General features: G+C 50.3%; 19 protein-coding genes. 6 read left to right on the forward strand and 13 right to left on the reverse strand.

Annotated elements, in window-relative coordinates:
• Window positions 1–82: 82 nt before the first annotated feature.
• The 9 genes from Q1A04_RS15265 to Q1A04_RS15305 all read right to left on the reverse strand — a co-directional run bounded on the left by Q1A04_RS15265 (window position 83) and on the right by Q1A04_RS15305 (window position 12,912).
• Window positions 83–2,455: a tyrosine-protein kinase gene (locus tag Q1A04_RS15265; RefSeq protein ID WP_299707743.1), complete on the reverse strand. Its 2,373-nt coding sequence runs from the start codon at window positions 2,453–2,455 to the stop codon at window positions 83–85.
• Between the two features lie 7 nt (window positions 2,456–2,462).
• The gene (locus Q1A04_RS15270; RefSeq protein ID WP_299707745.1) at window positions 2,463–3,236 is read right to left on the reverse strand and encodes a polysaccharide biosynthesis/export family protein; all 774 of its coding nucleotides are present in this window, start codon (window positions 3,234–3,236) and stop codon (window positions 2,463–2,465) included.
• 906 nt (window positions 3,237–4,142) lie between these two features.
• Window positions 4,143–5,447, reverse strand: coding sequence for an ATP-binding protein (locus tag Q1A04_RS15275; protein ID WP_299707747.1), 1,305 nt, complete (start codon window positions 5,445–5,447; stop codon window positions 4,143–4,145).
• Entirely contained in the window at window positions 5,431–6,810 is a 1,380-nt protein-coding gene (locus Q1A04_RS15280) for a sigma-54 dependent transcriptional regulator (RefSeq protein ID WP_299707749.1), read from the reverse strand. The genes Q1A04_RS15275 and Q1A04_RS15280 overlap by 17 nt, the downstream gene beginning before the upstream one ends.
• 56 nt (window positions 6,811–6,866) lie before the next feature.
• The gene (locus tag Q1A04_RS15285) at window positions 6,867–8,045 is read right to left on the reverse strand and encodes an ABC transporter permease (RefSeq protein ID WP_299707750.1); all 1,179 of its coding nucleotides are present in this window, start codon (window positions 8,043–8,045) and stop codon (window positions 6,867–6,869) included.
• A complete protein-coding gene (locus tag Q1A04_RS15290) occupies window positions 8,042–9,286 on the reverse strand; it encodes an ABC transporter permease (RefSeq protein ID WP_299707752.1) in 1,245 nt (414 codons plus the stop codon). The genes Q1A04_RS15285 and Q1A04_RS15290 overlap by 4 nt, the downstream gene beginning before the upstream one ends.
• A 3-nt stretch (window positions 9,287–9,289) precedes the next feature.
• Window positions 9,290–9,994 (reverse strand): ABC transporter ATP-binding protein, encoded by a 705-nt coding sequence (locus Q1A04_RS15295; protein WP_299707754.1) that lies wholly within the window; start codon window positions 9,992–9,994, stop codon window positions 9,290–9,292.
• 123 nt (window positions 9,995–10,117) lie between these two features.
• A complete protein-coding gene (locus Q1A04_RS15300) occupies window positions 10,118–11,614 on the reverse strand; it encodes a TolC family protein (protein WP_299707756.1) in 1,497 nt (498 codons plus the stop codon).
• 53 nt (window positions 11,615–11,667) lie between these two features.
• Window positions 11,668–12,912, reverse strand: a complete 1,245-nt coding sequence (locus tag Q1A04_RS15305) for an HlyD family efflux transporter periplasmic adaptor subunit (RefSeq protein ID WP_299707758.1) — start codon at window positions 12,910–12,912, stop codon at window positions 11,668–11,670.
• A 304-nt stretch (window positions 12,913–13,216) separates the two neighbouring features.
• Between Q1A04_RS15305 and Q1A04_RS15310 the strand changes: the two genes are divergently transcribed.
• Window positions 13,217–14,071 carry a hypothetical protein gene (locus Q1A04_RS15310; RefSeq protein ID WP_299707760.1) on the forward strand — a complete coding sequence of 285 codons (855 nt, stop codon included), beginning with the start codon at window positions 13,217–13,219 and terminating at the stop codon, window positions 14,069–14,071.
• A 47-nt stretch (window positions 14,072–14,118) separates the two neighbouring features.
• Window positions 14,119–15,036, forward strand: coding sequence for a tetratricopeptide repeat protein (locus Q1A04_RS15315; RefSeq protein WP_299707761.1), 918 nt, complete (start codon window positions 14,119–14,121; stop codon window positions 15,034–15,036).
• 75 nt (window positions 15,037–15,111) lie between these two features.
• Here Q1A04_RS15315 and Q1A04_RS15320 read toward each other — a convergent pair whose 3' ends face one another.
• On the reverse strand, window positions 15,112–16,017 hold the full coding sequence (locus Q1A04_RS15320; protein ID WP_299707762.1) for an SH3 domain-containing protein: 906 nt from the start codon (window positions 16,015–16,017) through the stop codon (window positions 15,112–15,114).
• A gap of 301 nt (window positions 16,018–16,318) precedes the next feature.
• Between Q1A04_RS15320 and Q1A04_RS15325 the strand changes: the two genes are divergently transcribed.
• The 4 genes from Q1A04_RS15325 (at window position 16,319) to rluF (ending at window position 21,361) form a co-directional block, all read left to right on the forward strand.
• Window positions 16,319–18,097, forward strand: coding sequence for an aminopeptidase P family protein (locus tag Q1A04_RS15325; protein ID WP_299707763.1), 1,779 nt, complete (start codon window positions 16,319–16,321; stop codon window positions 18,095–18,097).
• A gap of 152 nt (window positions 18,098–18,249) precedes the next feature.
• Window positions 18,250–19,179, forward strand: a complete 930-nt coding sequence (gene ctlX / locus Q1A04_RS15330) for a citrulline utilization hydrolase CtlX (protein ID WP_299707765.1) — start codon at window positions 18,250–18,252, stop codon at window positions 19,177–19,179.
• 170 nt (window positions 19,180–19,349) lie between these two features.
• A complete protein-coding gene (locus Q1A04_RS15335; protein WP_299707767.1) occupies window positions 19,350–20,261 on the forward strand; it encodes an AEC family transporter in 912 nt (303 codons plus the stop codon).
• A gap of 89 nt (window positions 20,262–20,350) precedes the next feature.
• A complete protein-coding gene (rluF, locus tag Q1A04_RS15340) occupies window positions 20,351–21,361 on the forward strand; it encodes a 23S rRNA pseudouridine(2604) synthase RluF (RefSeq protein ID WP_299707769.1) in 1,011 nt (336 codons plus the stop codon).
• A 166-nt stretch (window positions 21,362–21,527) separates the two neighbouring features.
• Here the strand turns inward: rluF and Q1A04_RS15345 are convergent, their stop codons facing one another.
• The 3 genes from Q1A04_RS15345 to hemN all read right to left on the reverse strand — a co-directional run bounded on the left by Q1A04_RS15345 (window position 21,528) and on the right by hemN (window position 24,400).
• The gene (locus tag Q1A04_RS15345) at window positions 21,528–22,190 is read right to left on the reverse strand and encodes a hypothetical protein (protein WP_299707770.1); all 663 of its coding nucleotides are present in this window, start codon (window positions 22,188–22,190) and stop codon (window positions 21,528–21,530) included.
• Between the two features lie 59 nt (window positions 22,191–22,249).
• Complete coding sequence (locus Q1A04_RS15350) at window positions 22,250–22,792, reverse strand: CopD family protein (protein WP_299707772.1); 543 nt, start codon at window positions 22,790–22,792, stop codon at window positions 22,250–22,252.
• 228 nt (window positions 22,793–23,020) lie between these two features.
• On the reverse strand, window positions 23,021–24,400 hold the full coding sequence (gene hemN / locus Q1A04_RS15355; RefSeq protein ID WP_299707774.1) for an oxygen-independent coproporphyrinogen III oxidase: 1,380 nt from the start codon (window positions 24,398–24,400) through the stop codon (window positions 23,021–23,023).
• Window positions 24,401–24,533: the final 133 nt, after the last annotated feature.

The raw sequence follows: 24,533 nt of genomic DNA on the forward strand, positions 1-24,533 counted from the left end.
CGCTCTTCAAAAAAGGTGCTGCAGGAATCTGCATCCTACAGCACCTTCTGAAAAATGCGGGTGAATGTTTGAGGCTAGCCTACTAGACGTAGTAGTAGCTGCCCTTTTTCTTGTATCCGTACTCGTATGTGTTGTTGTAGTCCAAGTCGTTGATCACCATGTAGATGTTCTTCAACTTTTTGGCCGCGTACAGCTCGTTCACCTGCTCCAGCATGTCTTTGCTGGTATACTTGTGCTTTACTACATACAAGTTGGTATCCATGTGCTTCATCAGCACGAAGTACTCAGCCACAAACCCGATAGGAGGGGTGTCGATCACCACGTAGTCATACTGCTCCTTTAGCTTGGCAATCAGTTCGACCATGCGCTTCTGCTCCAATAGCTTGATGGCGTTTTCCGGAATCGGACCGCAGGATATGATGTCGAGGTTTTCAATATCGGTTTTCTGGATCACTTCTTCCAGCGGCAGTCCTTGACCTAGGTACGAAGACAGGCCGGCGGCGTTGTGCGTGTTAAAGTATTTGCCGAAAGTAGGCTTGCGCATGTCTGACTCGATCAGGATGGTGCGTTTGCCCGACATGGCAATCTCACTGCTCAGGTTCACGGAGGTAAAGGTTTTGCCCTCGCCGGATACCGAGGAGGTGATGCCTATTACCTGAAACGGCTTCTCCGACATCAGGTACTGCAAGTTAATGCGTATGGACCTGAACGACTCGGCTATGGCCGAGCGCGGATTGTTCTTCACAGCCAGTTTATCAGTCTTGGTGCCATGCGCGATCACACCCAAGAATGGGATGTTGGTTACGTTGTTCAGATCATTCTTCCCCTGAATGGTGTTATCCACGTTGTCGAGCAACACGATCAAAGCGGCCGGAATGATGAGTCCAAGAATGAACGCCAGCATGAAAATCATCTTCGGCTTTACGTTCTGCGGACCAGCACCCCACATCGAGGCCTTGTCTACTATTTTCTTGTCGGTGGTGTTGGTAGCCAGTGCAATGGCTGCCTCGGCGCGCTTCTCGAGCAGGAAGTCATACTTCTGGCTTACAAAGTCAGCCTGATTCTGCAGGTCCATCAGGTGGCGCTCGTTTTCCGGCACCTTGGCAATACTAGACTCCAACTGGTTTATACGCCTGTCGGTGTTGGCGATGGATATATCCGTAGAGCGAATCAGGTTGCGGATGTTAGCGATAATGGCATTGCGCGTACTCTTGATCTCACTGTCGATTACCTTGATGCGCGGGTTGTCAGCAGTGGCACTCACACTGTAAGAAGCTTTCTGCTGGTTCAGGCGCGAAAGCTCCGAAAAAAGATTGGCCAAGTTCGGGTTTTGAACGCCAGCCACTGCCGGCGACACAGCCTGCGTAAAGCTTTCGTCGTCTTCGATCTGGTCGAGCACAGTAACATAGTACTGTTTCTCGGTGCTCAGCTTCGACTTCTCCATCTCCAACTGCGACAGCTTCTCATAGCTGATGTTAGACTGCACGTCAATGTTGGCAATGCGGTTGGATGAGCGGAAAGAGGACAGCGCCTGTTTGCTCTGACGAAGGGAGTCTGTAAGACTGGTGATCTGGCTGTCGATAAACTCCAGTGTTTTCTGTCCGTTCAGGTTCTTCTCCTCCAAGTCGCGGGACACATAAGTATCCATGAGCGTGTTGAGGAAGAGCAGTTCTTTCTCAGGTATAGCCCCCTTGGTGCTGAGACGCAGCACGCGGGCATCACGCTCAATCGGCTCTACGTGCAGACTGTTGACATAGTGTGCCACTTGGCTATCCATGCTATTGAGCACGAAATAGTGCTTTTTGGCATCTATTTTATCATCGGGGTTCGCGCGCTCCAGCGTGAAGCTAAGGTACTTGTCCTTGTATGGCTTACCGAACTCCAGTACTTTAGTGTACTCTATGTCCGGTACGATCTGCTTTACGGTATGCGTACTGTATTCATACAAAGGAGGGGTTTCCGCCTTTACTTTCAGCTCGTACTGCTTATCGTTAAGCACACGCACCTCCAGCGGAATATCGACCAGTTGCAGTGAACTTGTGTCGAGCCGCACAACGAACGGGGCATTGTCATACTGCTCCTCTTTTACCAAGTCGAAGCCGGTGTTGAGCCAGTGGTCTGATACTTTGAAGTAAGAAACCGAGAAATCAAGTTTTTTAAGTGTACTGCGCACCATGTCACCAGAGGTGAGAATACCGATCTCATCCTCTACTTTAATGCCCCTGTTCTGCACGTCGAGCAGATTGAGGAGTTCCTGTGCTTTTTTAGATCCGGTATGCTGATCCCCTAGCAGCAGGGTTGATTGAAATGCGTAAATACGGGTGGAGCTTTTAACAAACACATAAGCTCCGGCAAGCGCAATCAGTGTGAAAGCCAAGAACAGATACCACCTTGCGCGGAACTTGAACAGCCAGCTTCTCAGGTCTATTTCGTGCTCTTTATTTTTTCGTTTCATTGATGGTCTACTTAAAATAATTCAGAATTACGACAGCAGTTGATACAACTCCCAAGGCCAATGAGGCGACATTGAGACCTATCAGGTTATCACGCTTGATCAATTCCTTGGTTGGCTCTACGTACAACACATCATTTGGCTGCATGTAGTAATATTTAGACTGTACGAGGTTAGGGTCTTTGAGGTCTATTAGCACCACATCAGAACCGGATGGGGTCTGGCGCACCAGTTTTACGTTCTCGCGGCTGGCGCCACGGCTAAGGTCTCCGGCCATGCTAAGGGCTTCCAGAACGGTGGCTCGCTCATTGTAAATGAAGAACTGACCGGGACGATTTACCTCACCGAGTACACTCACCCTAAAGCTGATCAGCTTGACAACCACAGTGGCGTCGTTGATATAGCGGGATACGTTGCTTTGGATCAGTTCTTGGGTTTGCGCAACAGTCAGGCCCGCTACTTTCAGCTTGCCCACGTTAGGCAAGTTCACGAAGCCCTCCTCGTCAATGCTATATCCACTCAGGAACATGGTGCCCGGGTCGCCAAAACCAAAGGCGCTGGAGGGTGGAATAATATTATAAATGTTGGAAATCTCTGGTTCGTGGCTTTGTACTTTTACTGACAGTACATCATTCATTTGAAGTTGGTACGGTTTGTAAGTGCTTGGCACTGTAGTCGGGACGTTCTCTTTCAGGTTATCATTCTGAATGTATACGAGCTCCTTTTTGCTCAGGCACGAAGATGCACTTATCAGTAGGAGTAGGAAGTATACGACTCTTCTCATGGCTTTTAATTAAGGGTGTTTTGGTTTGTGATGATCGTAAGATTGTCGCGTTCAGCATATGGCATGCAGACCGCAAACAGAAATACAGCGGATTGCATTATCCAAAAAATTGCATCAGCCATATATACTGCAGGAGTCTCAAAAAGATTCTTATTTGACAAAATATTATGCCAATTTAATAGAGGGGAAGCTTTGTGATATTTTCATACTGCTGTAAATCAGTATGTTGCGTTAAGATAAAATAGATGATATTAAAATCGGGAATTAAGATGTGGGAGTGTATAGAGTGAATGCTTGGTGAATTATTTATATGAATAATGCAATTATAAAACTGACTGGCTATTCATGCGAAGATGTGGGAAGGCAAAGAAAAAAGAAGAAGTGCCTAATGTTATACTCCATGAGGGAAGGGCAAAAACAAAACCACCTCTTTTGGCCTAGGCACAAAAGAGGTGGTTTCCATACATATAGAAAGGGTGATAGTAGCAGACTATTCAATCCATTTGGTCCTGCGTTGCCTCGCAGCGACGGGAGCGGACTGGCGGTTCTTTAGTTTGTCAACGGTTTTACGTACCAACTGCTGGGAGAATCCATTAGAGTGTTCAGTGATTCCACCTTTAAGCTTCCAGCCTTGCGGAAAAAGTACGGCAACTTCTGTTGCGAGTGTCTCGAGGTTTGGGGCTACTACTATGTTGTATTCCATCTTTACATTAATAAACTAACTATAGAACTAATATAGCGGATTATAACATAGGTTGTATGCGAGGGGCTACGGAAAAATTAACATTAGGGTTACATTCGTTTAAAAATTTAGGGTATTATTGAAATGATGCTATAATTAAGCCACTTAAGTTGATTTTGTATCAATATAATACCAGTTTTAATACAGGCAAGTGCTTCTGGTTATCAGGATTCAAATGAAACTACAAAAGCAGTATGGCCTAAACTGTTGGGCGCCAACGAGAAAGAAAATCCATGGCTCATTAAAATTTCCCGAATCATGGTCAACCCGATGCCCTGCCCGGTCTCTTTGGTGCTGAAGAAAGGTGTGAACAGCTGTGGGCGCACGTGCTCCGGGATACCTTCTCCATCGTCTGTTATAGTGAGGCAGGCAGGGTGCTGTTGCAGCTCTACCCAGATGTGTCCGTTCTCTTGCACAGCCTCCATGGCGTTTTTCAGAATATTGAGTAAGGCCTGCTCCATCTGCTGCTCGTCCATGGGTATAAGCAGGGGCGCATCAGGCAGTCGCATACACATTTTGATATGCCGCTGCGCGAGCTGGGGCTGCATGAGGCGCTCCAGCCGGTGTAGCAGGTCCTGCACCGTAACTTGTTTCCTGTTGGGAGGTGGAAGGCGCACCACATCAGCGAAATTGGCCATGAACTTGCTCAGGTTGGCATTCCGGTCAATGGCCACCTGCAGGGCGTATGTAAAGTCTTCGCGCTGGTCTTCGGCGATCTGTGAGGTATAGAACTGTACCGAATCGAGGATGGAGTTGATGGCGCCGGTGGAGTTGTTCACTTCATGCGACATCATCCGAATCACCTTCTCGTAGGCCTGTCGCTCATTTTTGATGATGGCTTCTGTCAATTCCTCTATTAATATAAAGGCCCGCTGGAAACCCCGGTCTATGAATTGGGCCCGGTGGCAGCGGTAGGTGCGTATGCCGTTCATCCGGAAGGTATGCGACTGGCCGAGCTGCACTTGCACCAGTTCCCTTGCCCAAGCCTCCGGCAGGCTGCCTAGGGGTGTGCCTACTAGCTGCTGCGCTTTCTGATTGATAAAACGCTCCGCCGCCGGATTGATACTGTCTATGTTATTATCGAAGTCGAGCAGGATGATGCCGGCGGGGGAGGCCTGTATGATCTTTGCGAGCAGGAAGTGCTTTTCGGCTTGGGCCACACGCTCCTGCCGCAACTGCTCGATCATACGGTTGTACACGTCCACCAGCTCGTCTAGCTCTTGCTGTCCCACCGGCACAAATTTGGTGGAGAAGTCTTTGTCGCGGATGGATTCTATTCCTGCCCGGATCAGGTTGAGTGGCTTAAAAAAAGCACTATACAGCTGCACGGTAATAATGACCGAGACCAGCACGAGCACCTCCATACCTATGAACAGGAGTTTGTTTTCCTGCAGCAGGAAATAGGCCATGGCTGCCAGCAGACCATGCACCACGACCGCAAAGAGGATGAACTTAGTCCTGAGATTCATACGGGATGCCGAACTTTTCGAGGCGACGGTACAGAGCGGCACGGCTTAGGCCCAGTGCCCGGGCCACTTTGCTGATGTTGTTGTGGTAATAGGCCATCGATTTTTTGATCATGGAAGCTTCGAGCTCTTCCAGCGTCATGGTGCCTACGGCTGGCAACGCTTTGTCACCCACCTTCACAGGACCATGCTGCGCCTGTGCCTGAAAATCTTCGGCTCTGAGTACCTCATTCTCCGCCACCAGCACTGTGCGCTCCACAAGGTTTTTGAGTTCGCGGATGTTGCCCGGGAAGGGGAGCTCCTTCAGCCATTGCAAGGCTTTAGGGTTTATTTCTAAATCAGGGCGGTGGTAGGTTTTTTTCAGGTTCTCGACAAAGAACTGCACCAGCAGCGGGATGTCATCAGATCGCTCCCGCAGGGCAGGTATACGCACCTTGATCAGGTTGATGCGGTAAAAGAGATCTTCGCGAAACTTGCCTTCCTCGACCAACTGCTCCAAGTTGCGGTTGGTGGCGCAAACCACTCGGATGTCGAGCTTGCGGGAGCGGCTGTCGCCCAGCACCTCGTAAGTTCGGTCCTGCAGCACCCGCAGGAGCTTTACCTGACTGTTCATGTCCAGCTCACCGATCTCGTCGAGGAAGATGGTGCCTTTGTTTGCCATCTCAAATCGACCCACACGGTCGGCTTTGGCGTCGGTAAAGGCACCCCGCTTGTGGCCGAACATCTCGCTCTCAAATAGGCTAGACGAGATGCCTCCTAGGTTCACCTTTACAAAAGGTTGGGATTTGCGGAGACTGTTGCGGTGCACCGCCTCCGCTATCAACTCCTTGCCCGTACCGCTCTCGCCCTCTATCAGCACCGAGGCATCAGTGGGGGCGATCTGGCCGATCCGCTTCAGAATCTGCAACAGGTGCGGGTCCTGCCCTACAATGTTCTTGAAATCATACTGCTGGTCCAGCTTTTTGCGGCTCAGGCCTTCTTCTTTTCCGGTAGCCTGCTGCGATAGACTCAAAGCCGTGCGCACGGACTGCATCAGATAGTCGTTGCTCCAAGGCTTGGTGATAAAATCGGCGGCGCCGGCACGCATGCCCTCCACCGCCAAGCTAATAGAGCCCCAGCCCGTGATCAGAATGACGGGCACCTGCGGCAGTAGCTCCCTGAACTGCCCGAGCAGTAGCAGACCGTCGTGCCCCGAAGTCTCAATGGAGAAGTTCATGTCCATGATCACCAGCTGCGGTTCCTGCTGTCGGGCAAGTTCCAGCGCCTCGCGGGGTGAGGCGGCCTCTTTGGTCTTGAAACCCTGCTGCTTGAGCAGGATGCCAAGTGAGGCGCGAACCGCAATATCATCGTCTATAATCAGGATCATGAGGCTGGAGTTATCGAGTCAGGTATAAAGATAAATTTTTTAGGTATAAATTGCTATTACTCTTCATGCAGGGCAATGGCCGGATGAATGGCTGCAGCTTGGCGGCTTGGGTAGAAAGCACAACCCATAACCAGCAGGTAGATGATGCTGACCGCCATACCTAGCGCAATGAAATACACCGCCGACTCAACCTCAAATACCTGCAACAGCGGAAACTGCACGGCAAAAGCCACTCCCAGTAGCAGGCTAAAGGTGGCTAGCACCAGCACCTCGCCGATAAACTGGCGATAAATCTGTCCAGAAGAGGCGCCCATGGCACGCCGCAGCCCGATTTCCCCGTTGCGACGGCTGATGTTATACCACAGCACCCCGAACAGGCCAAGTGCCACGTTGAAGATCAGGAAGCTGCAGACCACTGCCAGTGCGATCAGAGGCACTATGGCGAGCTTTGACTTATTCTGACGCATCTTTTCGAGAGTAGATACCTCCAGCGTCCAGTCTTTGGTTATACCTGACAGCTCTTTTACCATCTTTTCCTCAAAGGCTACGCCTGTTCCCCGCTTCACCCGAATCAGGAGCTCACCGTAAAAAGCGTTCTCATTTTTTGGCAGATCAATACGGACAAAGAAGCCCGGCTCTTCAGCTGTGTACTCACTGCTCGGTCGGTAATGTTCTACTATGCCAACCACTTGGTAATTTAAAGAGTCGTTTCTAGGTATAAGCTTCCCTAAAGGATCTTCTCCTTCAAACAATTGTTGTTGTAGTGCCCTGTTAATGACGATCGGCTGGTGATGAGAGGCGTCGTCTTGTCGCCCAAACCAACGGCCTTGGCTCACCTGCACCTGCATGACTTCTTTAAAATCGTCCTGCACCAAGTACTCATTGGCCATTATTTCTTTCTGACCATAAGCAAGGTTATTGTTCATTTGACTGAATGCAAAAGGTGCATTGCTGGTAGTCAGCGCCACGCTTTCCACCTCCTGAAAAGCTTTGGTGCGTTGCAGTACCTGCTCTAGGTTCTGGCGGTTAAGCTCCGTCGAGTCGGAAGCGGGGCGCATTGTCAGCAGCCAGACGTTCTCGTGCTCAAAGCCAAGCGGTTTGCTGTAGTTGCGCACATTGTGCACGACTAAACTCAAGACTGCGAAGAGCACCAGAAAGCAGAAGAAAATCTCGGTGATCAGCAGGAAATTACTCTTCTTCCTGTTCCAGATCAGTTTAAATAGATGGCGTATCATTTTGTGCCTCCTTTCAGTGCCTCTACGGCTTTTAAGCGTGACATTTTATAAGCGGGGTATACCCCGGAGAATAAACCAAAAACAAGGCTCAGCAGCAGGCCCCAAGCAAACACCCGAAGATTAAGCCCCAGATCAGCATATACAATTACGCCACTGTCGTTGATAATCTTTAGCACGGCTGCAGACAGCAGAAAGCCCAAGATGCCACCTAAGAGTGTCAGAAAAACGTTCTCGACGATGAACTGCCCGATAATAGTGGAAGAGGAGGCCCCGAATGCTTTTCGTACACCGATTTCGGAAGAACGCTCCATGATGCGGCTTATGTTGATGCTAACCAAGTTAATGGTAGGCAGCAGCATAAAGAGAAATATGAGACCTGCCAGTACAGTATAAAGCATGCTCAGTCCGGCTTCCTGACCTCTTCCTAAAAAGGTGCGCGCAAAACTCTCTAGTATCGTGTCAGGAAAAGAATAAAGCTCAGTTCCCTGCTCGGGATGCTGGCGCTCAGCATGTTGCATCATGGCTGCATACTCCTCTTTTATTTTAGGTATGTCTGCGGAGTTTTTAGCCTTGATGGTGGCAAAGTAGCTGCCGTGCAGTCTCGCTTTGTTGAAATCCTGACTACGCAACGAGATTGGAACCCATACATCGGCGTAGGAGTGAAGACGCAGCACAGGCACATCTTCCACCACACCCACAACACGATAGGTCACTTGGTCCAACACAATGTCTTTCCCGACAACCTTACTAGAGCCAAAATACTGTTTGCGCGTGCTCTCGTTAATCACAGCCACACGGCTCGCTCCGTCTACTTCCTGTTGGCCAAATGGGGCGCCCTCCAGAAAGTTGAAATCCAGAATATCCCAAAACGCCTGATCGGTATGCTTGAGATCAAGCGCCAGTTTGCGGTTATTGACATAACTATTGACTGTCCTAAACACCGAGTTGATGGAGACATTTTCGGGCGTCTGCAGGGTGCGGACGTTATTGTGAAGGAAGTGGTAGCTGGGCGGGCCGCTCGTCATAAAGCCGCCTTCCTGTTTCTGCTCTCGCATGGTGTTCACGAAAAGCAGTTTATCCATTTCCCGTTCTGGCATTTGCGGACCAAAAGCATGGTCAAAAAGGGAGGTGGCCACCATGAGCACCATCAGTGTGAAACTGATGCCGAAGAGGCTGATGAAGGTGAAGAACTTGCGCCGCAAGAGCACCTTCCAAGCTATTTTGATGTAGTTCTTGAGCATGGCCTATACCTTTTGAAATTCGTGCGTGGCAGTTTTGGCATCGGATACCTGCTGCCCGTCAAAGAAGCGGATCAGGCGCTCGGTCTTGTGGGCCATGTTCTCGTCGTGCGTCACCATCACGATGGTAGTGCCATCCACACTGTTCAACTGGAGTAGGATGTTCATAATCTCTTCGCCCATCACGGAGTCGAGGTTACCCGTTGGTTCGTCGGCCAGTATGATCTCGGGCTGACCGATGAGTGCGCGGGCAATGGCCACCCGCTGGCGTTGGCCGCCGGAGAGTTGGCTCGGGTAGTGCTTGGTGCGGGCGCTTAGTCCCACTTTCTCCAGTGCCGTCAGAGCAAGTCTTCTGGTTTCGGCAGCTGATACGCCGCTGCGGTAGAGGAGGGGCAGTTCTACATTGTCGAGCACACTGAGGTCGTTGATGAGGTGATAGCTCTGGAAAACAAACCCGATCTTCTGGTTTCGCAGCTGTGACAGTTCCTTGTCTCTATACCTGCCGATGGGCGTGCCGTCTATCTCTACCAGCCCATTGGTGGGCTCGTCTAGAAGGCCCATGATATTGAGCAGCGTACTTTTGCCGCAACCCGACGGACCCATGATGGACACAAACTCCCCTTTGGGAATGTGCAGGTTGACATTGTGCAGGGCTACCGTCTCAATGGTCTTGGTCTGGTAGACTTTTTCGATGTTCTTTAACGTGATCATAGTTTTGTGTTTTTACCCCTCCCCAGCCCTCCCCTAAAAACAGGGGAGGGAGCTAAGTTAGAAGTTTATAATTTATAGGTTTTTACATCATTTAAATCACTCATATTAGTGTGTTAGCATAATTCATTTTCCAACTCCCTCCCCTGTTCTTAGGGGAGGGCCGGGGAGGGGTTGCTGTTCCTCAAAATCATAAAGCGTCAATTGCCTCAAGGTATAGTGCGCTATCCAGAAGGAGCTGAGTGAGGCGATGTGGGCGCGCCGAGCTTGGTCTTTCTCGCTTAGGGCGATGTTTAGGTCCGTGATGCTGATGCGGCCGATCACGAAGGTGTTTTTGGCGATCTCGTAGCGCTCTGCCGCAATAGCATCGGCTTCGGCGGTGGTAGCGAGACGGGCTTTGAGAGTGTTGTATTGGTTCACCTGCGTGAGCACGGCCTGTTCAAAATTGGCTTCCTCCTGATCCACGGTGTACTGCACCAGTTGTTTGTTCAGCTCCGCCACTTTGTAGATCGAGCGCTGCCGGCCCCAGTCCATGATCGGCATCGTAAAACCGATGCGGGCTCGCTGCTGGTTTTCAGGATGGGTATAGATATCTGTAAAAGAAGCCCCTCTGTTTGTCAGTCCAAAAGTGGCGAAGAGGCTGGCGTTTAGTCCGTTGTCACCTTTGGCTTTGGCGACCAGTCCTTCCGCTTCCAGCAGCCTTCTGCTGAAATTCAGACTCTCTTTTCGGTTCTTCTTTGCTTCTGCCAACGCCGGTACAGCCTCCACAATGCCAGCCGGTATACCTTCCGGTGTGCGCAATCGCAGCTCGTCGGTGTCTTTCATGCCGATGTAAGTCTTCAGGGCGAGGGCGGCGGTCTGCTGATCCAGCGCGGCCTGCGCCATGGCCAGTTCGGCGTTGAGCACGGCTAACCTCAGCTGCAACAGATCGTTTTTGGAAAGGCGACCCAGTTTATATTTTTCGTTGGCGATCTGGTAAAGCGTGTCGTTATTTGACTGGTTCTTGCTGGCGATACTGTGGTTGGTCTGAGCCAGCAAGAGGTCAAAGTAGAGCTCGGTGGCTTTCACAGCTACCTGCTCGCGCTCTTCCAGAAATTTGCGCTGAGACTCTTGGTATCTGAGCGGCTCAATCTTTTTAGCCCAAGCTAGCTCATTGTAGGCAAACATTGGCTGCTCGATACCGATAATGGCAGGGTTACCATTGTAGCGGGTCTGGCCACGGTCAAAGTCATCGAAACGCTGCATCAGCGAAGTCACAAACACTCGCCCGCCTGTCGGACCTATTACTTGGCTCAGGCTCAGTCCCAGTTCGGAGTTGTTGATTGACACCGGTTTGAAATCGGTGGTGCCGTCGGGTTGCGTAACCGGCATAATCGTGCGGCTGAAATCGGGTAGCGTTCCAGTTAGGCCGAGTTGTGGACGGTACTCAGACTTAAAGCTACGCCACTGCCAATAGCTGTTTTCCCGGCTAGTCTCTGCCTGCCGCGCCGCTGCTGACTGCTCCTGCGCCAAGGCAATCACCTCCTGCAGGTCCATTTGGCGAACTGCAGGCTGTGCCATACCTTGCACGCAGGGCAGAAGCATCATCACAAACAACAAACAAAATAGGTATAGCTTTTTCATAGTTTTATTCTGTACATAAGACACAAGACTTCTTCCAACTAGTGACTCAGAACTTATTCAATTTTGATTTTGTCGAGGTGCTGATATTCAGTCATATCTGAAATCACAATTTCATCACCGGCCATTACACCTGACTCCAGTTCCACAAAGTCCACGTTGCTGACCCCGATTTTCGCGTCCCTTCTGATAAGCTCACCTTCTTGCAGCACGTATACTTGTGGCTTGCCGGCGGACCTGAAGTAGGGGCCATTTTTCACACGAAGGGTATTAGGTTTAGAGACGGTACTCACATACACATCCACGCGCAAACTTGGTCGGAGCAGATGATGGGCTTTCTCTTCGAGCGCGACAAAGAAGGTGACGGTCCCGTTTTCGACAGTCGGTTTAATAGAGGCGATTGTGCCTTTCAGGTCCGTGTCGTTAATGCGGACGTTGGCACTGCTGCCGACGCTGATCTGGTTGGCAAAGGCGTCTGAAATGGTAGCCTGCACCCGGTAGCTGCTCAGGTCAGCAAGTCGGGCGATGATGTCACCGGCGTTTACGTTGCTGCCGATCTCATACTTCACCCAAGTGATCACGCCGGGCTGGGTGGCACGCACTTCTGCCTGTTGCATCTTGCGCTCCAGTTCTTCGATGGAGCGACTTTGCATGGCCAAGGTATAGCGCAACTCCTGTTCGTCGGCTTTGAGTAATTGGCGTTCCGTTACAATGTCGCGCTCGATCTGGTCCAGTTCCTGCTGCGCGATTTTTAGGTTCAGTTCGGCCTGCTTCACGCTCTCCTGCGTACCGCCGCCGATCTGGAGCAGGTACTTCTCATCTTCTAGCTGGGCCTGCAGACTACTCACCCGCATGCGCTTTATTTCCAGCTGCGATGCCAGTGCGTTGAGTTTCTTTTCGAGGTTCAGGTTGAGCTGCACCGTTTTGTGGCGGCTTTGTTCCTGCTCGTCTTTCAGCTTGTCGTAGGCCAGCTGGGTATAGGCCCTGTCGAGCAGCAGGATTTGGTCGCCGGGCTGCACCTGCTCACCGGTGTTGTGCACCACCTGCTCGATGCGCGCCTGAATGGGGCTGGTGATCACCTGCTCATGCTCCGGTACCACCGTGCCTGAAGCCGTGATGGTCGCCACCACCGGTCCTTCTTCTACTATTGCGGTTCGGAGTTCAGCGCTGGCAATGCTCGGGGCAATGAGGCTTCGAAAGCCAAACACAGCGGCTACCACGAGGGTAACTGCTATACCTATTTGCCAGATGCGTTTCCGCTTCTGGGCTTGTCTGGCGCTGGCTGATAATTCACGATCCATAGTTTTAAATTGGGTAATGCTCGTGAGGGTACAGCCAATTTAGATGCCAAATATGTATATAATTGATTTACAGCTATTTAAGTATTAAAATGCTGATTTTTAGGCGATTGGAAGTGTTCAGTAATGAACAGTTTGTGCGGTTTTGGGAGGGGAGAAATTCAATGTATAGAAGTGTAATAAAAAGATAAGGCTATATATGAAAAATGTTATGACTTTTGACTAACATTAGCTTTACTTAGCGATGGTGCTAAGTTACAGTGAGTCTAAGCCCGTTATAAATGCCTTTTGTACTTAAAGAAAAATTATGGAAAGAATACTGCTTATAATCCTGATCTTGATGGCTTCCCCATGCTTCGGACAGGACTTTAAAGCAGAGGTTGATGCGGCGTATGACTTTCATCCACACAAACTCTCGAAGAAGGAGCAAGCACTGAAGCTGCCAGCATTGGACTCATTGTTTGAGAAGGTGATTGCCGACACTGCTACTTATCTACCCCAGTTACGGGAACGGCTATTATCAAACGATCACTTACCTTATTTCTATTTTGATGGTGCTCATCTACTTATGATCATAAGTAAGCGTCAAGCTGATCTTAAGATTGCTGCTGAAGCTTTTTCAAAAAGTAATATTAAAGACTTGGACCCCAAGGTTTATGTTTCACTTTTGAGTCAACTGGCGCAGAATAATGTTAATGTGACTGATGCAGCAGTAAAAATTCTGGAAGACTCCACGTTTTCGTTCTTCATTCCTCAGCACGCGATGTATTTTAATCAAGGATACAGCCTAACATATTGTCTGTTGCCTCTTAACCCAAATGCTTATGTGGATACACTTATCACCATCTTCCAGCAGACACAGGACATTCAAGTGCAGAAATCAATTATAACGACTCTGTGGTTTTCATACTCTTGCAAAGGAGATACTTTCCTGCTTTCATTGAACGAGACTAACTCGCTTGCAAAAGAAGTTGCTTTTTATGCTAAAAGACTACTAGCAAATGATGAGCTAGACAGGAATTATAAAAGAAAGCTCAAGAAAATGAATGCAAATGAGCTAGAGGAGATGAAGCAATCAGCCCTAATGCGTTTTTCTGATGAGGCCATTTATGATTTGGATTTTGTGACAAAAGCAAAAAGGAAAAAGTCTGTTTGCCTCTAGAAATCCTGATTTTTTATATCACTGAATTAAATATCCTACACACATACATGAAGCAACAGCTACTCATTTTAGTTATTGGCCTATCACTTTTAACCATCCAAGCAACAGGACAATCCTTCAAAGACCAATTCCGGGACTTGGGGTATCAGCAGGACTCACTCGGACAAATCACCCTGCTGCAGAAGTGGGAGGCAACGGACAGCAAGGATCCAGAGCTGTATGTTGCGTATTTCAATTATTATGTAAAGCAAAGCGGGGAGGAGACAGTACAGCTGAGTGATAAAAAGCCGGCAGGGAAGGAGGCGCTGGAGTTGCAGGCTGAGGGTAAAACAAGTGGTGCACCGGCTGGCTATATGTATAGCGAAGTACACTATGAGCCGACACTCCTCCAAAAAGGGTTTGACTACATCGACAAAGGTATAACCCAATTCCCTAACCGGCTGGACATGCGCTTTGGGAAGGTATACATGCTGGGCGAGGTCGGAGACTATGCAAACTTCACAGCAGAAATAATCAAGGCGCTAAACCACGGACAGCAAATTCAGAATAAGTGGCTGTGGTCGGATCATAAGCCCTTGGAAGATCCGAAAGATGTATTGCTTGGATCGGTGCAGGACTACATCGTGCAGCTCTATAATACCGGCGATGATGCCTTGCTGGAGCATATGAAGCGTATTTCTGAAACAGTGCTAAAACACCATCCCAATCACATTGAAAGTCTGTCTAACTTGTCCATTGTGCACATGATCAGGAGTGAACATGACAAGGCACTAGAAGTTTTGTTACGGGCTGAAATGATAGCGCCTACCGACCATATCGTACTCAGCAACATCGCGCAGGCCTACAAACTAAAAGGAGATAAAAAGAAAGCTATTGCATACTATGAGAAGACCCTTAAGCACGGGGAAGGTGAAGTGAAACAGTATGCCAGAGAGCAGATACAGGCCCTGAAAAAAAGTAAATAGTCAGGCTATACCTGCGGAATAAAAAAGGCCTTCCCGTTCTTGGACGAGAAGGCCTTTTTACGATTAAAGCTATACCTATCTGAAGTTGTAGCGGATACCAAGGCCGCTCTGCCCGTGCATCCAGCCGGGAGCGTCAAACACCTCCACAAAAATGTTGGCATCCAAGAAGATGGAAAGCGGAGCGTTCGGGATGGTATACTCCAGACCCAGCACGCCGTCTATACCCAAGTCCAGATCCGTGAAACGCTCATAGTATTCTCTGTCGTCATACTTATAACGGTAGTGTACGTTGGTGAAGCGAGCCTGCGGACCAAGGCCGAAGTAAAACTGCAGCGCACCGTCATTGGACAGATCGTGGTGTTTCAGCCAATGGATTTGCAGGGCGGTTGTAGGACCGGCACGGTGTCCTTTGTAATCATAGTGCCTTCTGTCTTCGAAGCGGTCATAGCGGTAGAAGCGGTCTTCGTAGCGGTAGCCCCAGCGGTAAGAACTGCCTAGGTTCACTTCCCAAGCGGTGTTGCCGCTGTATTTTTTGAAGGTGATGCCAGCAGGGTCGCCGAAGCGGAGGCCTAGTCCGATGTTTTTGTTTGAGTCAGAAGAAGCAGACCTTTTGGAGGAAGTGGAACTACTGCTTTTTTTGGCAGTACTCGAAGACTGTCTGTTGCCACTGGTATTGCTGGAGAATCTGTTGCTTGAGCTGTTGCTGCGGGTCGGGCTGCTGCCCTCCTTTACAAGTTCTGAGGCCACATAGCCAGTCTGGCCGTTGTATTCCACCTTCACCCAGTTGCTGTTGGTGCGCTCAATTACCTTCACGTTAGCGCCTTGTGGAATTTTAGCGACAATGGCTTGGTCCGTTCCCGGGCCTTTGCGGATGTTTGCTCCTGAAGAGGAATTGATGTGAAAGCTCTGCGCATCTGCGGATGCTACAATAGCGAAAATACACACTACTGTAGCCAAAAGATACTTGTAAAAAGTCTTCATTTCTCATTTTGTTTAGGCCGCAAAGGTAGTAGGTAGGATGTTACGGACAACACGTGTCGCAAGAAGGGCTAAGACTACGGTGCAATTGCTGTGAAGCTACATGTTGATAGTCAAATTGTTGTGCTGATAGTGTGGCAAAAAATCAGTAAAAACAGACAATATAAACCCTTTGAAATCCAGCGTTATGGCGGGGTTGGGAGCAGCCGTAGCTAGTAAGCTTGTTGTGCCCTAAAAATGAAGCTTCCTGCGCATTTCTCCCCATCTTTCCTTAATTTGCCTCTTTCACCAAGCGACACGAACTATGAATCATAAGGAAAGACTGGCCGCCATACGCCAGCTGATGAAAGAGCAGGGCCTGAGCGCCTACATCATTCCCTCGGCTGACCCGCATATCAGCGAGTACCTGCCTGACCGCTACAAATGCATTTACTTTGCCTCAGGCTTTACCGGCTCGGCCGGTACGCTGGTGATCACGCAAGACTTTGCTGGTCTCTGGACCGATGCCCGTTATTTTGTGCAGGCCAAAGACCAATTGGATGGCAGCGGCTTCGAGCTGGTAAAACTGCAGGCACAGCACGCACCGGAGTACATTGGCTGGCTGGCCGATCGCCTAAACCAAGGCGATGTGGTGGCTTATGATGCGAAACTGATCTCGGTGGGACTGGCAGAACTGCTGGAAAATGAACTGGCACCATTAGGTATAGAGCTGGCCTCGGACCGTGACTTGCTGGACCCGATCTGGGAGGACCGTCCTGAACTGCCAACCTCCCCCGCATACCTCATAGGAGAGGAGACAAGCGGTCAGTCCACCACGGCCAAGCTGGAAGCACTTCGTAAAGCCCTCAAAAAGCAGAGAGCCGACTATCACCTTATCTCGTCACTCGACGACATGGCATGGCTCTTCAACCTGCGCGGCTCCGATGTGAAGTGCAACCCAGTCGTGCTCAGCTTTGCGCTGATCAGTCAGGACAATGCCATCCTCTTTATTGACCAGACTAAACTAAGTGAGGCCGACAAGAAAAAGCTAATGGCCGATGGTGTAGAGCTACAGCCTTACGAAATGGTAGAGCGCCTATTGGCCGAACTGACAGCCGGCTCTTCGATCCTAATCGACCCGAAACGTAATTGCTACGCGCTGTACAAGCAACTGCCAACCGAGGTGCGTGTGATCCAAAACACCAATCCGACGACTTTCTTCAAGGCTATCAAAAACGAGGTAGAGGTAGAAAACACACGCAAAACGATGGTGAAAGACGGGGTGGCCTTGACGCGCTTCTTCAAATGGCTGGAGGAGAATCTGGGCAAAGAAACGATCACCGAACTTTCCGTAGCCGATAAAGTGCTTGACTTCCGGGCAGAGCAGGAGGGCTTTGTGGGTGAGAGTTTTGACACCATTGCCGGTTACAAAGCGCACGGTGCCCTGCCGCATTATAAGGCTACACCGGAAAGCGATGTGGAATTGAAAGCAGATGGTTTATTCCTGCTGGACTCTGGCGGGCAGTACACTACCGGCACCACCGATATTACCCGCGTGGTTTCATTGGGCAACCTGACCGAAGAAGAAAAAACCGACTATACCTTGGTGCTGAAAGGCATGATTGATGGCGCCACCGCCCGCTTCCCGAAAGGCACCCGCGGCTACCAGATCGATGCCATCACCCGCAAACCGCTCTGGGACCACGCCCGTAACTACGGCCATGGCACTGGTCACGGCGTAGGTTTCTTCCTGAACGTGCACGAAGGACCGCATGTGTTCAATCCATCACCAACGCCAGTGGATATCGAGCTGGGTATGATCACTTCCGTAGAGCCCGGACTTTACCGTCCGAACCAATACGGTATCCGCATCGAGAACCTCGTGCTCACTATACCAGATGAAGTGAACGATTTTGGTGCGTTCTATACCTTCGAGCACCTGACCCTCGCCCTAATCGACACGGCTCCGGTGAAAAAAGAACTGTTGGACGAGCGCCAGATCAAGTGGCTCAACGACTACAACCAGTTAGTAGTAGACCAACTCGGACCGTACCTGAACGAGGAGGAACTGGACTGGCTGAAGGATAAGGCAAAGGCGATATAATTGTTGATTGCTAATTGTTAATTGTTAAACCGGCTATACCTTCAACAGGAGTAGCCGGTTTAATTTTTTAGAGTAAAACCTAAACCCAAGTTGTCTAGTTTATAGACCACTCTTTCCTGAAAAACGAAGTATATTTGGAAAAACTTCCTGCCATGAAACAGACAACCAGCACCATCCTAATGGTCGAGCCAACGGGCTTCGGGTATAACCCGGAGGCCGCCGCTACCAATGCTTTTCAAAAAGAACTGCAGGACTTCACTCCCGATCAGGTACAGGATATCGCCCTGCTCGAGTTTAAGAATGCGGTGGCTGAACTTCAGAACTTGGGCGTTGAGGTGATCACTGTCCGTGACCCCGATAATGCCGGCACCCCCGATTCTGTTTTCCCGAATAACTGGTTCTCTACCCATGCCGAGGGGCATCTGGTTACTTACCCTATGGCTTCTGCTAGCAGACGGAATGAACGACGCGAGGAAGTAATTGACAAGATAAAACATGCTTGCCAGTGCGGGGAGCATGTGGCCCTAGAGTTCTTTGAAGAAGACGATACACCCGTTTTTCTGGAAGGCACAGGTAGCCTAGTGCTCGACCGTATAAACAAAATAGCCTATGCCGCTGTGTCGCCGCGAACGAGTTTGGTAGCCTTGCAACATTTCTGCGATAAACTGGGCTACGAAGCGGTTACGTTCGAAGCCTATGGGCCGGCTGGCGAGTTGATTTACCACACCAATGTGATGATGTGCATCGGCGATACCTACGCCGTGGTGGCACTGGATGTGGTGGACGAACAGGACCGTGAAAAGCTGTACACCAGCTTGGTGGGAAGCGGAAGAGAGATTATCGAGATCAGCAAAGAACAAACCTACCAGCACTTTGCAGGCAACATGCTCCAGATCGAAAACGAGCAGGGCGAGCGCATTCTGGTGATGTCGAAGAAGGCATACAAGAGTCTGACACCTGAGCAATTGGAGCGTGTGCAGGCTCACAATGAGCACGTCCTATACCTGCCGATTCACATGATCGAGAAAGCCGGGGGCGGCAGCATCCGCTGCATGATCGCGGAATTGTTTAAGAAGGAATAAACAGCCACTGCTGGGCAATTAGAAATTCAAATTTAGAAATCAGAGGTTACGTATTGAGAGCAAGAGACAGGGATTGATTTTCCTGATGGGCAATACTATACCTTAAATTTTTAAACAATACCGTCCACAAGCTTCATTTCTAATTTCTAATTTCTAATTCCTCTACCTGCATGAGCAGCATCATCTTACTTTTTCTGTGCCTGATTATCGGGGTATTGCTGCGACGGGTACCGGCTTTTCCGAGCACTTCGCCGGTGGTGCTCAACCAGTTCATTATCCATATTTCGCTGCCGGCTCTGGCGCTGTACGCTATACCTGAAGTGGAGCTCGATAGCACCGTGCTACTGCCAGTGGGCGTGGCTTGGATCTGTTTTGGAGCTGCGGCGGCCTTCTTCTATACCTTAGGCAGGATCTATGGCTGGTCCAAAAAGCTGATCGGTTGCCTGATTCTCACGGCCGGGCTCGGTAACACCTCTTTCGTTGGCTTCCCGGTCATCGAGGCACTTTACGGCAAGCAAGGTTTGCAGACGGCCATCCTCGTTGATCTGCCCGGTACTTTTATGGTTGTCTCTACGCTAGGTATAGCCTTAGCCGCTTACTTTTCTAAAGGGCAGCCGGATTTCAAAGCGATCGGCCTAAAAATTCTCACGTTCCCGCCTTTTCTGGTGTTTGTGATCGCCTTTGCCATGAATGTGGCCAACCTCCATTTTTCCGATGACTTAAAGGATGTCTTCAACCGCTTGGGCAGCACCGTGACACCGCTGGCGCTGGTGAGCGTGGGTATGCAGCTGCGCATTGAGCGAAAAAGCAAGCACTGGCGTTTTCTATTCTTGGGCCTCGCGTTCCAGCTGATTCTAGCTCCCTTACTTATTTATGCGCTCTATGCAGGGTTACTCGGCATGCGCGGTCCGGTAGTGCAGATGAGTATTCTTGAGGCAGGTATGGCGCCCATGATCACCGCCTCTATAGTGGCCATTTCCTACGGTCTCAAACCCCGGCTGGCTTCCATGATGGTAGGCTTTGGTATACCGCTCTCATTCATTACGTTGGCCGTCTGGTACCTGCTGGTACAGAGTCTGTAGGTAGAAGAGGTTAGCTATTACTGAAGAATTCTCGTTATTTTACAAGATACAAATACACGGCTGAGCTATACCTTGGCCATTTCAATATTATGACACAGCACACATCCGACGGCATCCGCCTAAACAAGTTCATCAGCGACGCAGGCGTCTGCTCGCGCCGCGAAGCCGACAAACTGATAGAGCAGGGGAGGGTGATGGTGAATGGTAAACTGCCGGAAGTCGGAGCCAGAGTGAGACCCAAAGACAAGATACAGGTGGACGGCAAGACGCTGCAGATCGATCAGGTGGAGCCCGTATACCTTGCGCTCAACAAACCGGCCGGCATCGAAACCACCACCGACCTTTCGCAACGCGATAACATTATCCGATTTGTCAATTACCCGGAGCGCATTTTCCCGATCGGCCGCCTCGACAAAGACTCTGAGGGCCTGATTTTTCTGACCAACGACGGTGACATCGTGAATAAAATCCTCCGGGCCGGAAACAAGCACGAGAAAGAGTATATTGTGACGGTGGACAAGCCAATCAATGAGGATTTTGTGCAGAAGATGAGCAATGGGGTATCGATTCTCGGGGTGAATACCAAAAAGTGTTTTGTAGAGCAGCTGGGGCCGAACAAGTTCCGCATCATCCTGACGCAAGGCATGAACCGCCAGATCCGACGCATGACCGAGGCCTTGGGCTATGAAGTGCAGACCCTACAGCGTATCCGCATCATGAACATCACGCTTGCCAAAATTCCACTGGGCCAGTGGCGAGAACTCACTGAAACCGAGATTGCCACGCTCCACAGCTTGGTAGCTGACTCCGTAATGACAGAAGAAGGCTCCATAGGAAAGAAGAAGGCAGCCGCGAATCAGACGCAAACTTCGCAACCGGCTCGCAAGAAATCTTCGTCGGGTAGCAGACCGCCACGAAAAGAAGGCGGCGCGGGCAAGAAAAGCAGTTTCGGAGCGAGTGATGCCAAAGGCGGCAGAGGCCAGCGTGGGGCATCCAAAGGGCCGGGGGCTAAAAAGTCAGGGAGCAAGAGCAGTGCAGGTTCCAGAGGGGCCAGCAGAAACGCCCCGGCGGCCAAGGGTGGAGGACGTAAAAGACGCTAAGCTAAATACAAATAGCAAAAATCCAGTGCACAAGGTATAGGTATTCCTGATGCACTGGATTTTCTGTTTTATTTTTAAGAATGGTTTATAGTTTGTTTCCCTATATACAAACCACACCTTGAGCGTCCTTTTTCTAATTGAAAGTTCAACGCCCCAAAAAAAACTTCTACTGATTATTTTCTTCCTCTTCTTCAGAGTCTTCCTCAGGGTAGGCGTTCAGCTTGATCTTCTCGATTTGCAGATAGGTTTTAAACTGATGAATCAGCTTGTCCATCTCTTTCTCTTTCTGCTGTAAGGCATCCACTTCTTCGTCTGATGTCTGCAATACCGGGCGCAAACGGTTCAGACTTTCTTTCATTTGAGCGACGGCACCTTCCGTATGGTTGATCACATCTTGGTTCTGCTCGGCAGCCATGGCCAGTTGCAGCTGCCCGATGTACATTTCCAGAAACTCGACCATATCCCAAGGGTTATTGGGGCGGTTCCATGTGAAGCCTGTGTTGCAGCGGCGGCACTTATAGGTATTGCATTTCCAGCCGTGCTCGTTGGTAGTGGCACCTGTGCGCTTCAGCATATCGGCTTTGTTGCATTTGGGGCACTGGGCATTGTCCTCGATGATGTTAAGCAGGCGCTCCCGCTTGTCCATGATAGCGGTGCGGTTAGCGGCATGCGTGATCAGCTGCGTCTCCAAATTCTCGCAGGCGTTTGTCATTTGCGTATGCTCGGCGCTGAGTTCGCCTTCCTCCATCAGTCGCGCGGCACGCTTGCTGAAAAAGCGTATCAGTTTGATCAGTTCTCTCTCGTTAGGCTTCAGTGCAGGTTGTTTCATGTGACGTGTGTTTACTCAAAGGTACAAAATCCGCGGCAAAGCACGAATTGTTCAGTGGTTTAGCGCGGCTGCTTCGCTTCGCGTGTTCGTTTGTAGATGCGGATGGCTAGCATCAGCAGCGCCGAAAACAGCAGCAGTCCCACAATGCCCCATACCATACTCAACGCATTTTTGAGCACCACCAAAAACACGATGGCGATCAGGAAAACCGTGGCCACTTCGTTCCAGATGCGCAGCTGTGTGGAGCTGTATCGGATGATGCCGTTTTGCTGTTGCTTGAAAATGCTGTGGCAGTAGAAATGGTAGACATACAGCCCCACCACAAAAGCAAGTTTCCAAACGAGCCAGCCCGGAAAACCACCCCCGTACAAGTGCCACATGGTGAGCCCGAAAATAAGCGTGAGCACTGCCGAAGGCCACGTAATGCCATACCACAGGCGCTTTTGCATGATCTTAAACTGGTTCTGCAAGATGCTGCGCTCCGGCTCCGGCTTATCTTGCGCCTCGGCGAAGTAGATGAACAGGCGCACAATGTAGAACAAGCCGGCAAACCAAGTTACCACAAAAATGATGTGCAGGGCTTTCACGTAGAAAAAGGACATAGGCCGTCAGGGTGCTGTTTCTGCAAAGGTAATTAATAAATAGTAGTACATGTCAGAATCTCCACACAGCGCCCTTTCCTGAAGGATTTACAGTATTAAGAAGGATCGACAGGATTAAAAACCGTTTTGGGAACACGCTAAAAACAAAGTCCGAAGAACATAAGCTCTTCGGACTTTGCTGCTGGGTCTGCTTAATCAATCAAAAAAAACAGACCTATTTAACTCACCTTATACTGACTTACTAAAAATCGGCACCGTCATCTTGCCGGCCCACAGGCGGGCATCCAGACACATGGCAATGTTGCGCACAAAAGGCTTACCGGCCGGCAGCACCTGTATGTCTTGGTTGCTGTACTCTACCAGTCCATCGTCTGCCAGCGGTTGCAGGCGCATGAGGGCATCCACAAAATAAGGCAGTTCCTCAGGCTCCCAGCTGGTATAGTCGCGGCACATCAGGTTCTGGATGTGGGTGCGCAGCAGCATATCCTCTCCGGTCAGTTCGTGGCCTTTCAGGATAGGCAGGTGCCCCTCCAATACTGCAGCTTCGTAGGCCTCCACTTCTTTAATGTTCTGCATAAAGGCCGTGCCCGTGTCAGAGATGCTGGAGCAACCCAAGCCGATCAGCAACTGAGTATGGCGTGGGGTATAGCCCATGAAGTTACGATGCAAGGTACCGTTTGCCGCCGCGATGCACAGCTCGTCTTCCGGTAGGGCGAAATGGTCCATACCAGTTTCGATGTAGCCGGCCTCTTCCAGCATGGCTCTGCCCAGTTCATATAGACCACGCTTCACTTCAGGTGCGGGAAGGTCTGCCTCTGAGTAGCGACGCTGGCCTTTGCTCTTCCAAGGCACGTGGGCGTAGCTGTAGAAAGCGATGCGCTCGGGGCGCAGTTCTTTCACTTTCTCGATGGTATGGCGCACGCTGTTTGCAGTCTGGTGCGGCAGCCCGTAAATGATGTCGCCGTTGATGGAGGTATAACCGATTTCACGGGCTATATCAAAAATCTCTTTCGTCTTCTCAAATGTCTGGATGCGGTTGATAATCAGCTGCACGTACGGGTCGAAGTCCTGTATACCGACGCTCAGCCTACGGAAGCCTAGGTCGTAAAGCACCTGCAGCTGCTCGTGATTCGTCGCGTTGGGGTGCACCTCGATGCTGAAAGCCGCGTTCGGAGTGGTTTCGGTTTTCTCGAGCAGACGCTCCAGCAAATTCTTCAGGTTGGCTGCGCTGAAAAAAGTCGGGGTGCCGCCGCCCAAGTGTAGCTCGGTGATGCGTGGCTTTTCGTCAAACAGCTCTAAATACTGCTCCCATTCCTGTAGCAGGGCCTCTAGGTAGGGCGACTCTACCGCGTGGTTTTTGGTAATGCGCTTATTACAGCCGCAATAGGTGCACAAGGCCTCGCAAAAGGGTAGGTGCAGGTATAGACTGATGCCTTCTTTTTTATTCGTGGCTCGAAAAGCCTGCTGCACATGCGACTTCCAGCGGGCTTCGGTCAGGGGCTTTTCGTCCCAGAACGGCACAGTGGGGTAGCTGGTATAGCGTGGCGACGGTACATCGTACTTGGCCAGTAATTCAGCAGGAGTAGCAGGCGTGACAGCAGTTTTCATAAGCAATTTCTAAATTGTACACCGAAGCAAACATCTGCTTCATTACGTTTACAAAGGTCGGGCACCCAAGCCGCCCAAGAAATGACATTTGTCAGTCAGAGCGCTTTTTCTGAACTTTAAGGCAGGGCAAAGG

Origin of the sequence: uncultured Pontibacter sp. (assembly GCF_947499215.1) — a bacterium.
Taxonomy (GTDB): Bacteria; Bacteroidota; Bacteroidia; order Cytophagales; family Hymenobacteraceae; genus Pontibacter.

What these genes read in the sequence shown, in the direction of transcription:
- Q1A04_RS15275 (WP_299707747.1), bottom strand. Translation starts at nt 5,447, where the DNA reads ATGAATCTCAGGACTAAGTTCATCCTCTTTGCGGTCGTGGTGCATGGT.
- Q1A04_RS15295 (WP_299707754.1), bottom strand. Translation starts at nt 9,994, where the DNA reads ATGATCACGTTAAAGAACATCGAAAAAGTCTACCAGACCAAGACCATT.
- Q1A04_RS15310 (WP_299707760.1), top strand. Translation starts at nt 13,217, where the DNA reads ATGGAAAGAATACTGCTTATAATCCTGATCTTGATGGCTTCCCCATGC.
- Q1A04_RS15300 (WP_299707756.1), bottom strand. Translation starts at nt 11,614, where the DNA reads ATGAAAAAGCTATACCTATTTTGTTTGTTGTTTGTGATGATGCTTCTG.
- Q1A04_RS15345 (WP_299707770.1), bottom strand. Translation starts at nt 22,190, where the DNA reads ATGAAACAACCTGCACTGAAGCCTAACGAGAGAGAACTGATCAAACTG.
- Q1A04_RS15285 (WP_299707750.1), bottom strand. Translation starts at nt 8,045, where the DNA reads ATGATACGCCATCTATTTAAACTGATCTGGAACAGGAAGAAGAGTAAT.
- rluF (WP_299707769.1), top strand. Translation starts at nt 20,351, where the DNA reads ATGACACAGCACACATCCGACGGCATCCGCCTAAACAAGTTCATCAGC.
- Q1A04_RS15290 (WP_299707752.1), bottom strand. Translation starts at nt 9,286, where the DNA reads ATGCTCAAGAACTACATCAAAATAGCTTGGAAGGTGCTCTTGCGGCGC.
- ctlX (WP_299707765.1), top strand. Translation starts at nt 18,250, where the DNA reads ATGAAACAGACAACCAGCACCATCCTAATGGTCGAGCCAACGGGCTTC.
- Q1A04_RS15350 (WP_299707772.1), bottom strand. Translation starts at nt 22,792, where the DNA reads ATGTCCTTTTTCTACGTGAAAGCCCTGCACATCATTTTTGTGGTAACT.
- Q1A04_RS15265 (WP_299707743.1), bottom strand. Translation starts at nt 2,455, where the DNA reads ATGAAACGAAAAAATAAAGAGCACGAAATAGACCTGAGAAGCTGGCTG.
- Q1A04_RS15320 (WP_299707762.1), bottom strand. Translation starts at nt 16,017, where the DNA reads ATGAAGACTTTTTACAAGTATCTTTTGGCTACAGTAGTGTGTATTTTC.
- Q1A04_RS15335 (WP_299707767.1), top strand. Translation starts at nt 19,350, where the DNA reads ATGAGCAGCATCATCTTACTTTTTCTGTGCCTGATTATCGGGGTATTG.
- Q1A04_RS15280 (WP_299707749.1), bottom strand. Translation starts at nt 6,810, where the DNA reads ATGATCCTGATTATAGACGATGATATTGCGGTTCGCGCCTCACTTGGC.
- Q1A04_RS15315 (WP_299707761.1), top strand. Translation starts at nt 14,119, where the DNA reads ATGAAGCAACAGCTACTCATTTTAGTTATTGGCCTATCACTTTTAACC.
- Q1A04_RS15305 (WP_299707758.1), bottom strand. Translation starts at nt 12,912, where the DNA reads ATGGATCGTGAATTATCAGCCAGCGCCAGACAAGCCCAGAAGCGGAAA.
- Q1A04_RS15270 (WP_299707745.1), bottom strand. Translation starts at nt 3,236, where the DNA reads ATGAGAAGAGTCGTATACTTCCTACTCCTACTGATAAGTGCATCTTCG.
- hemN (WP_299707774.1), bottom strand. Translation starts at nt 24,400, where the DNA reads ATGAAAACTGCTGTCACGCCTGCTACTCCTGCTGAATTACTGGCCAAG.
- Q1A04_RS15325 (WP_299707763.1), top strand. Translation starts at nt 16,319, where the DNA reads ATGAATCATAAGGAAAGACTGGCCGCCATACGCCAGCTGATGAAAGAG.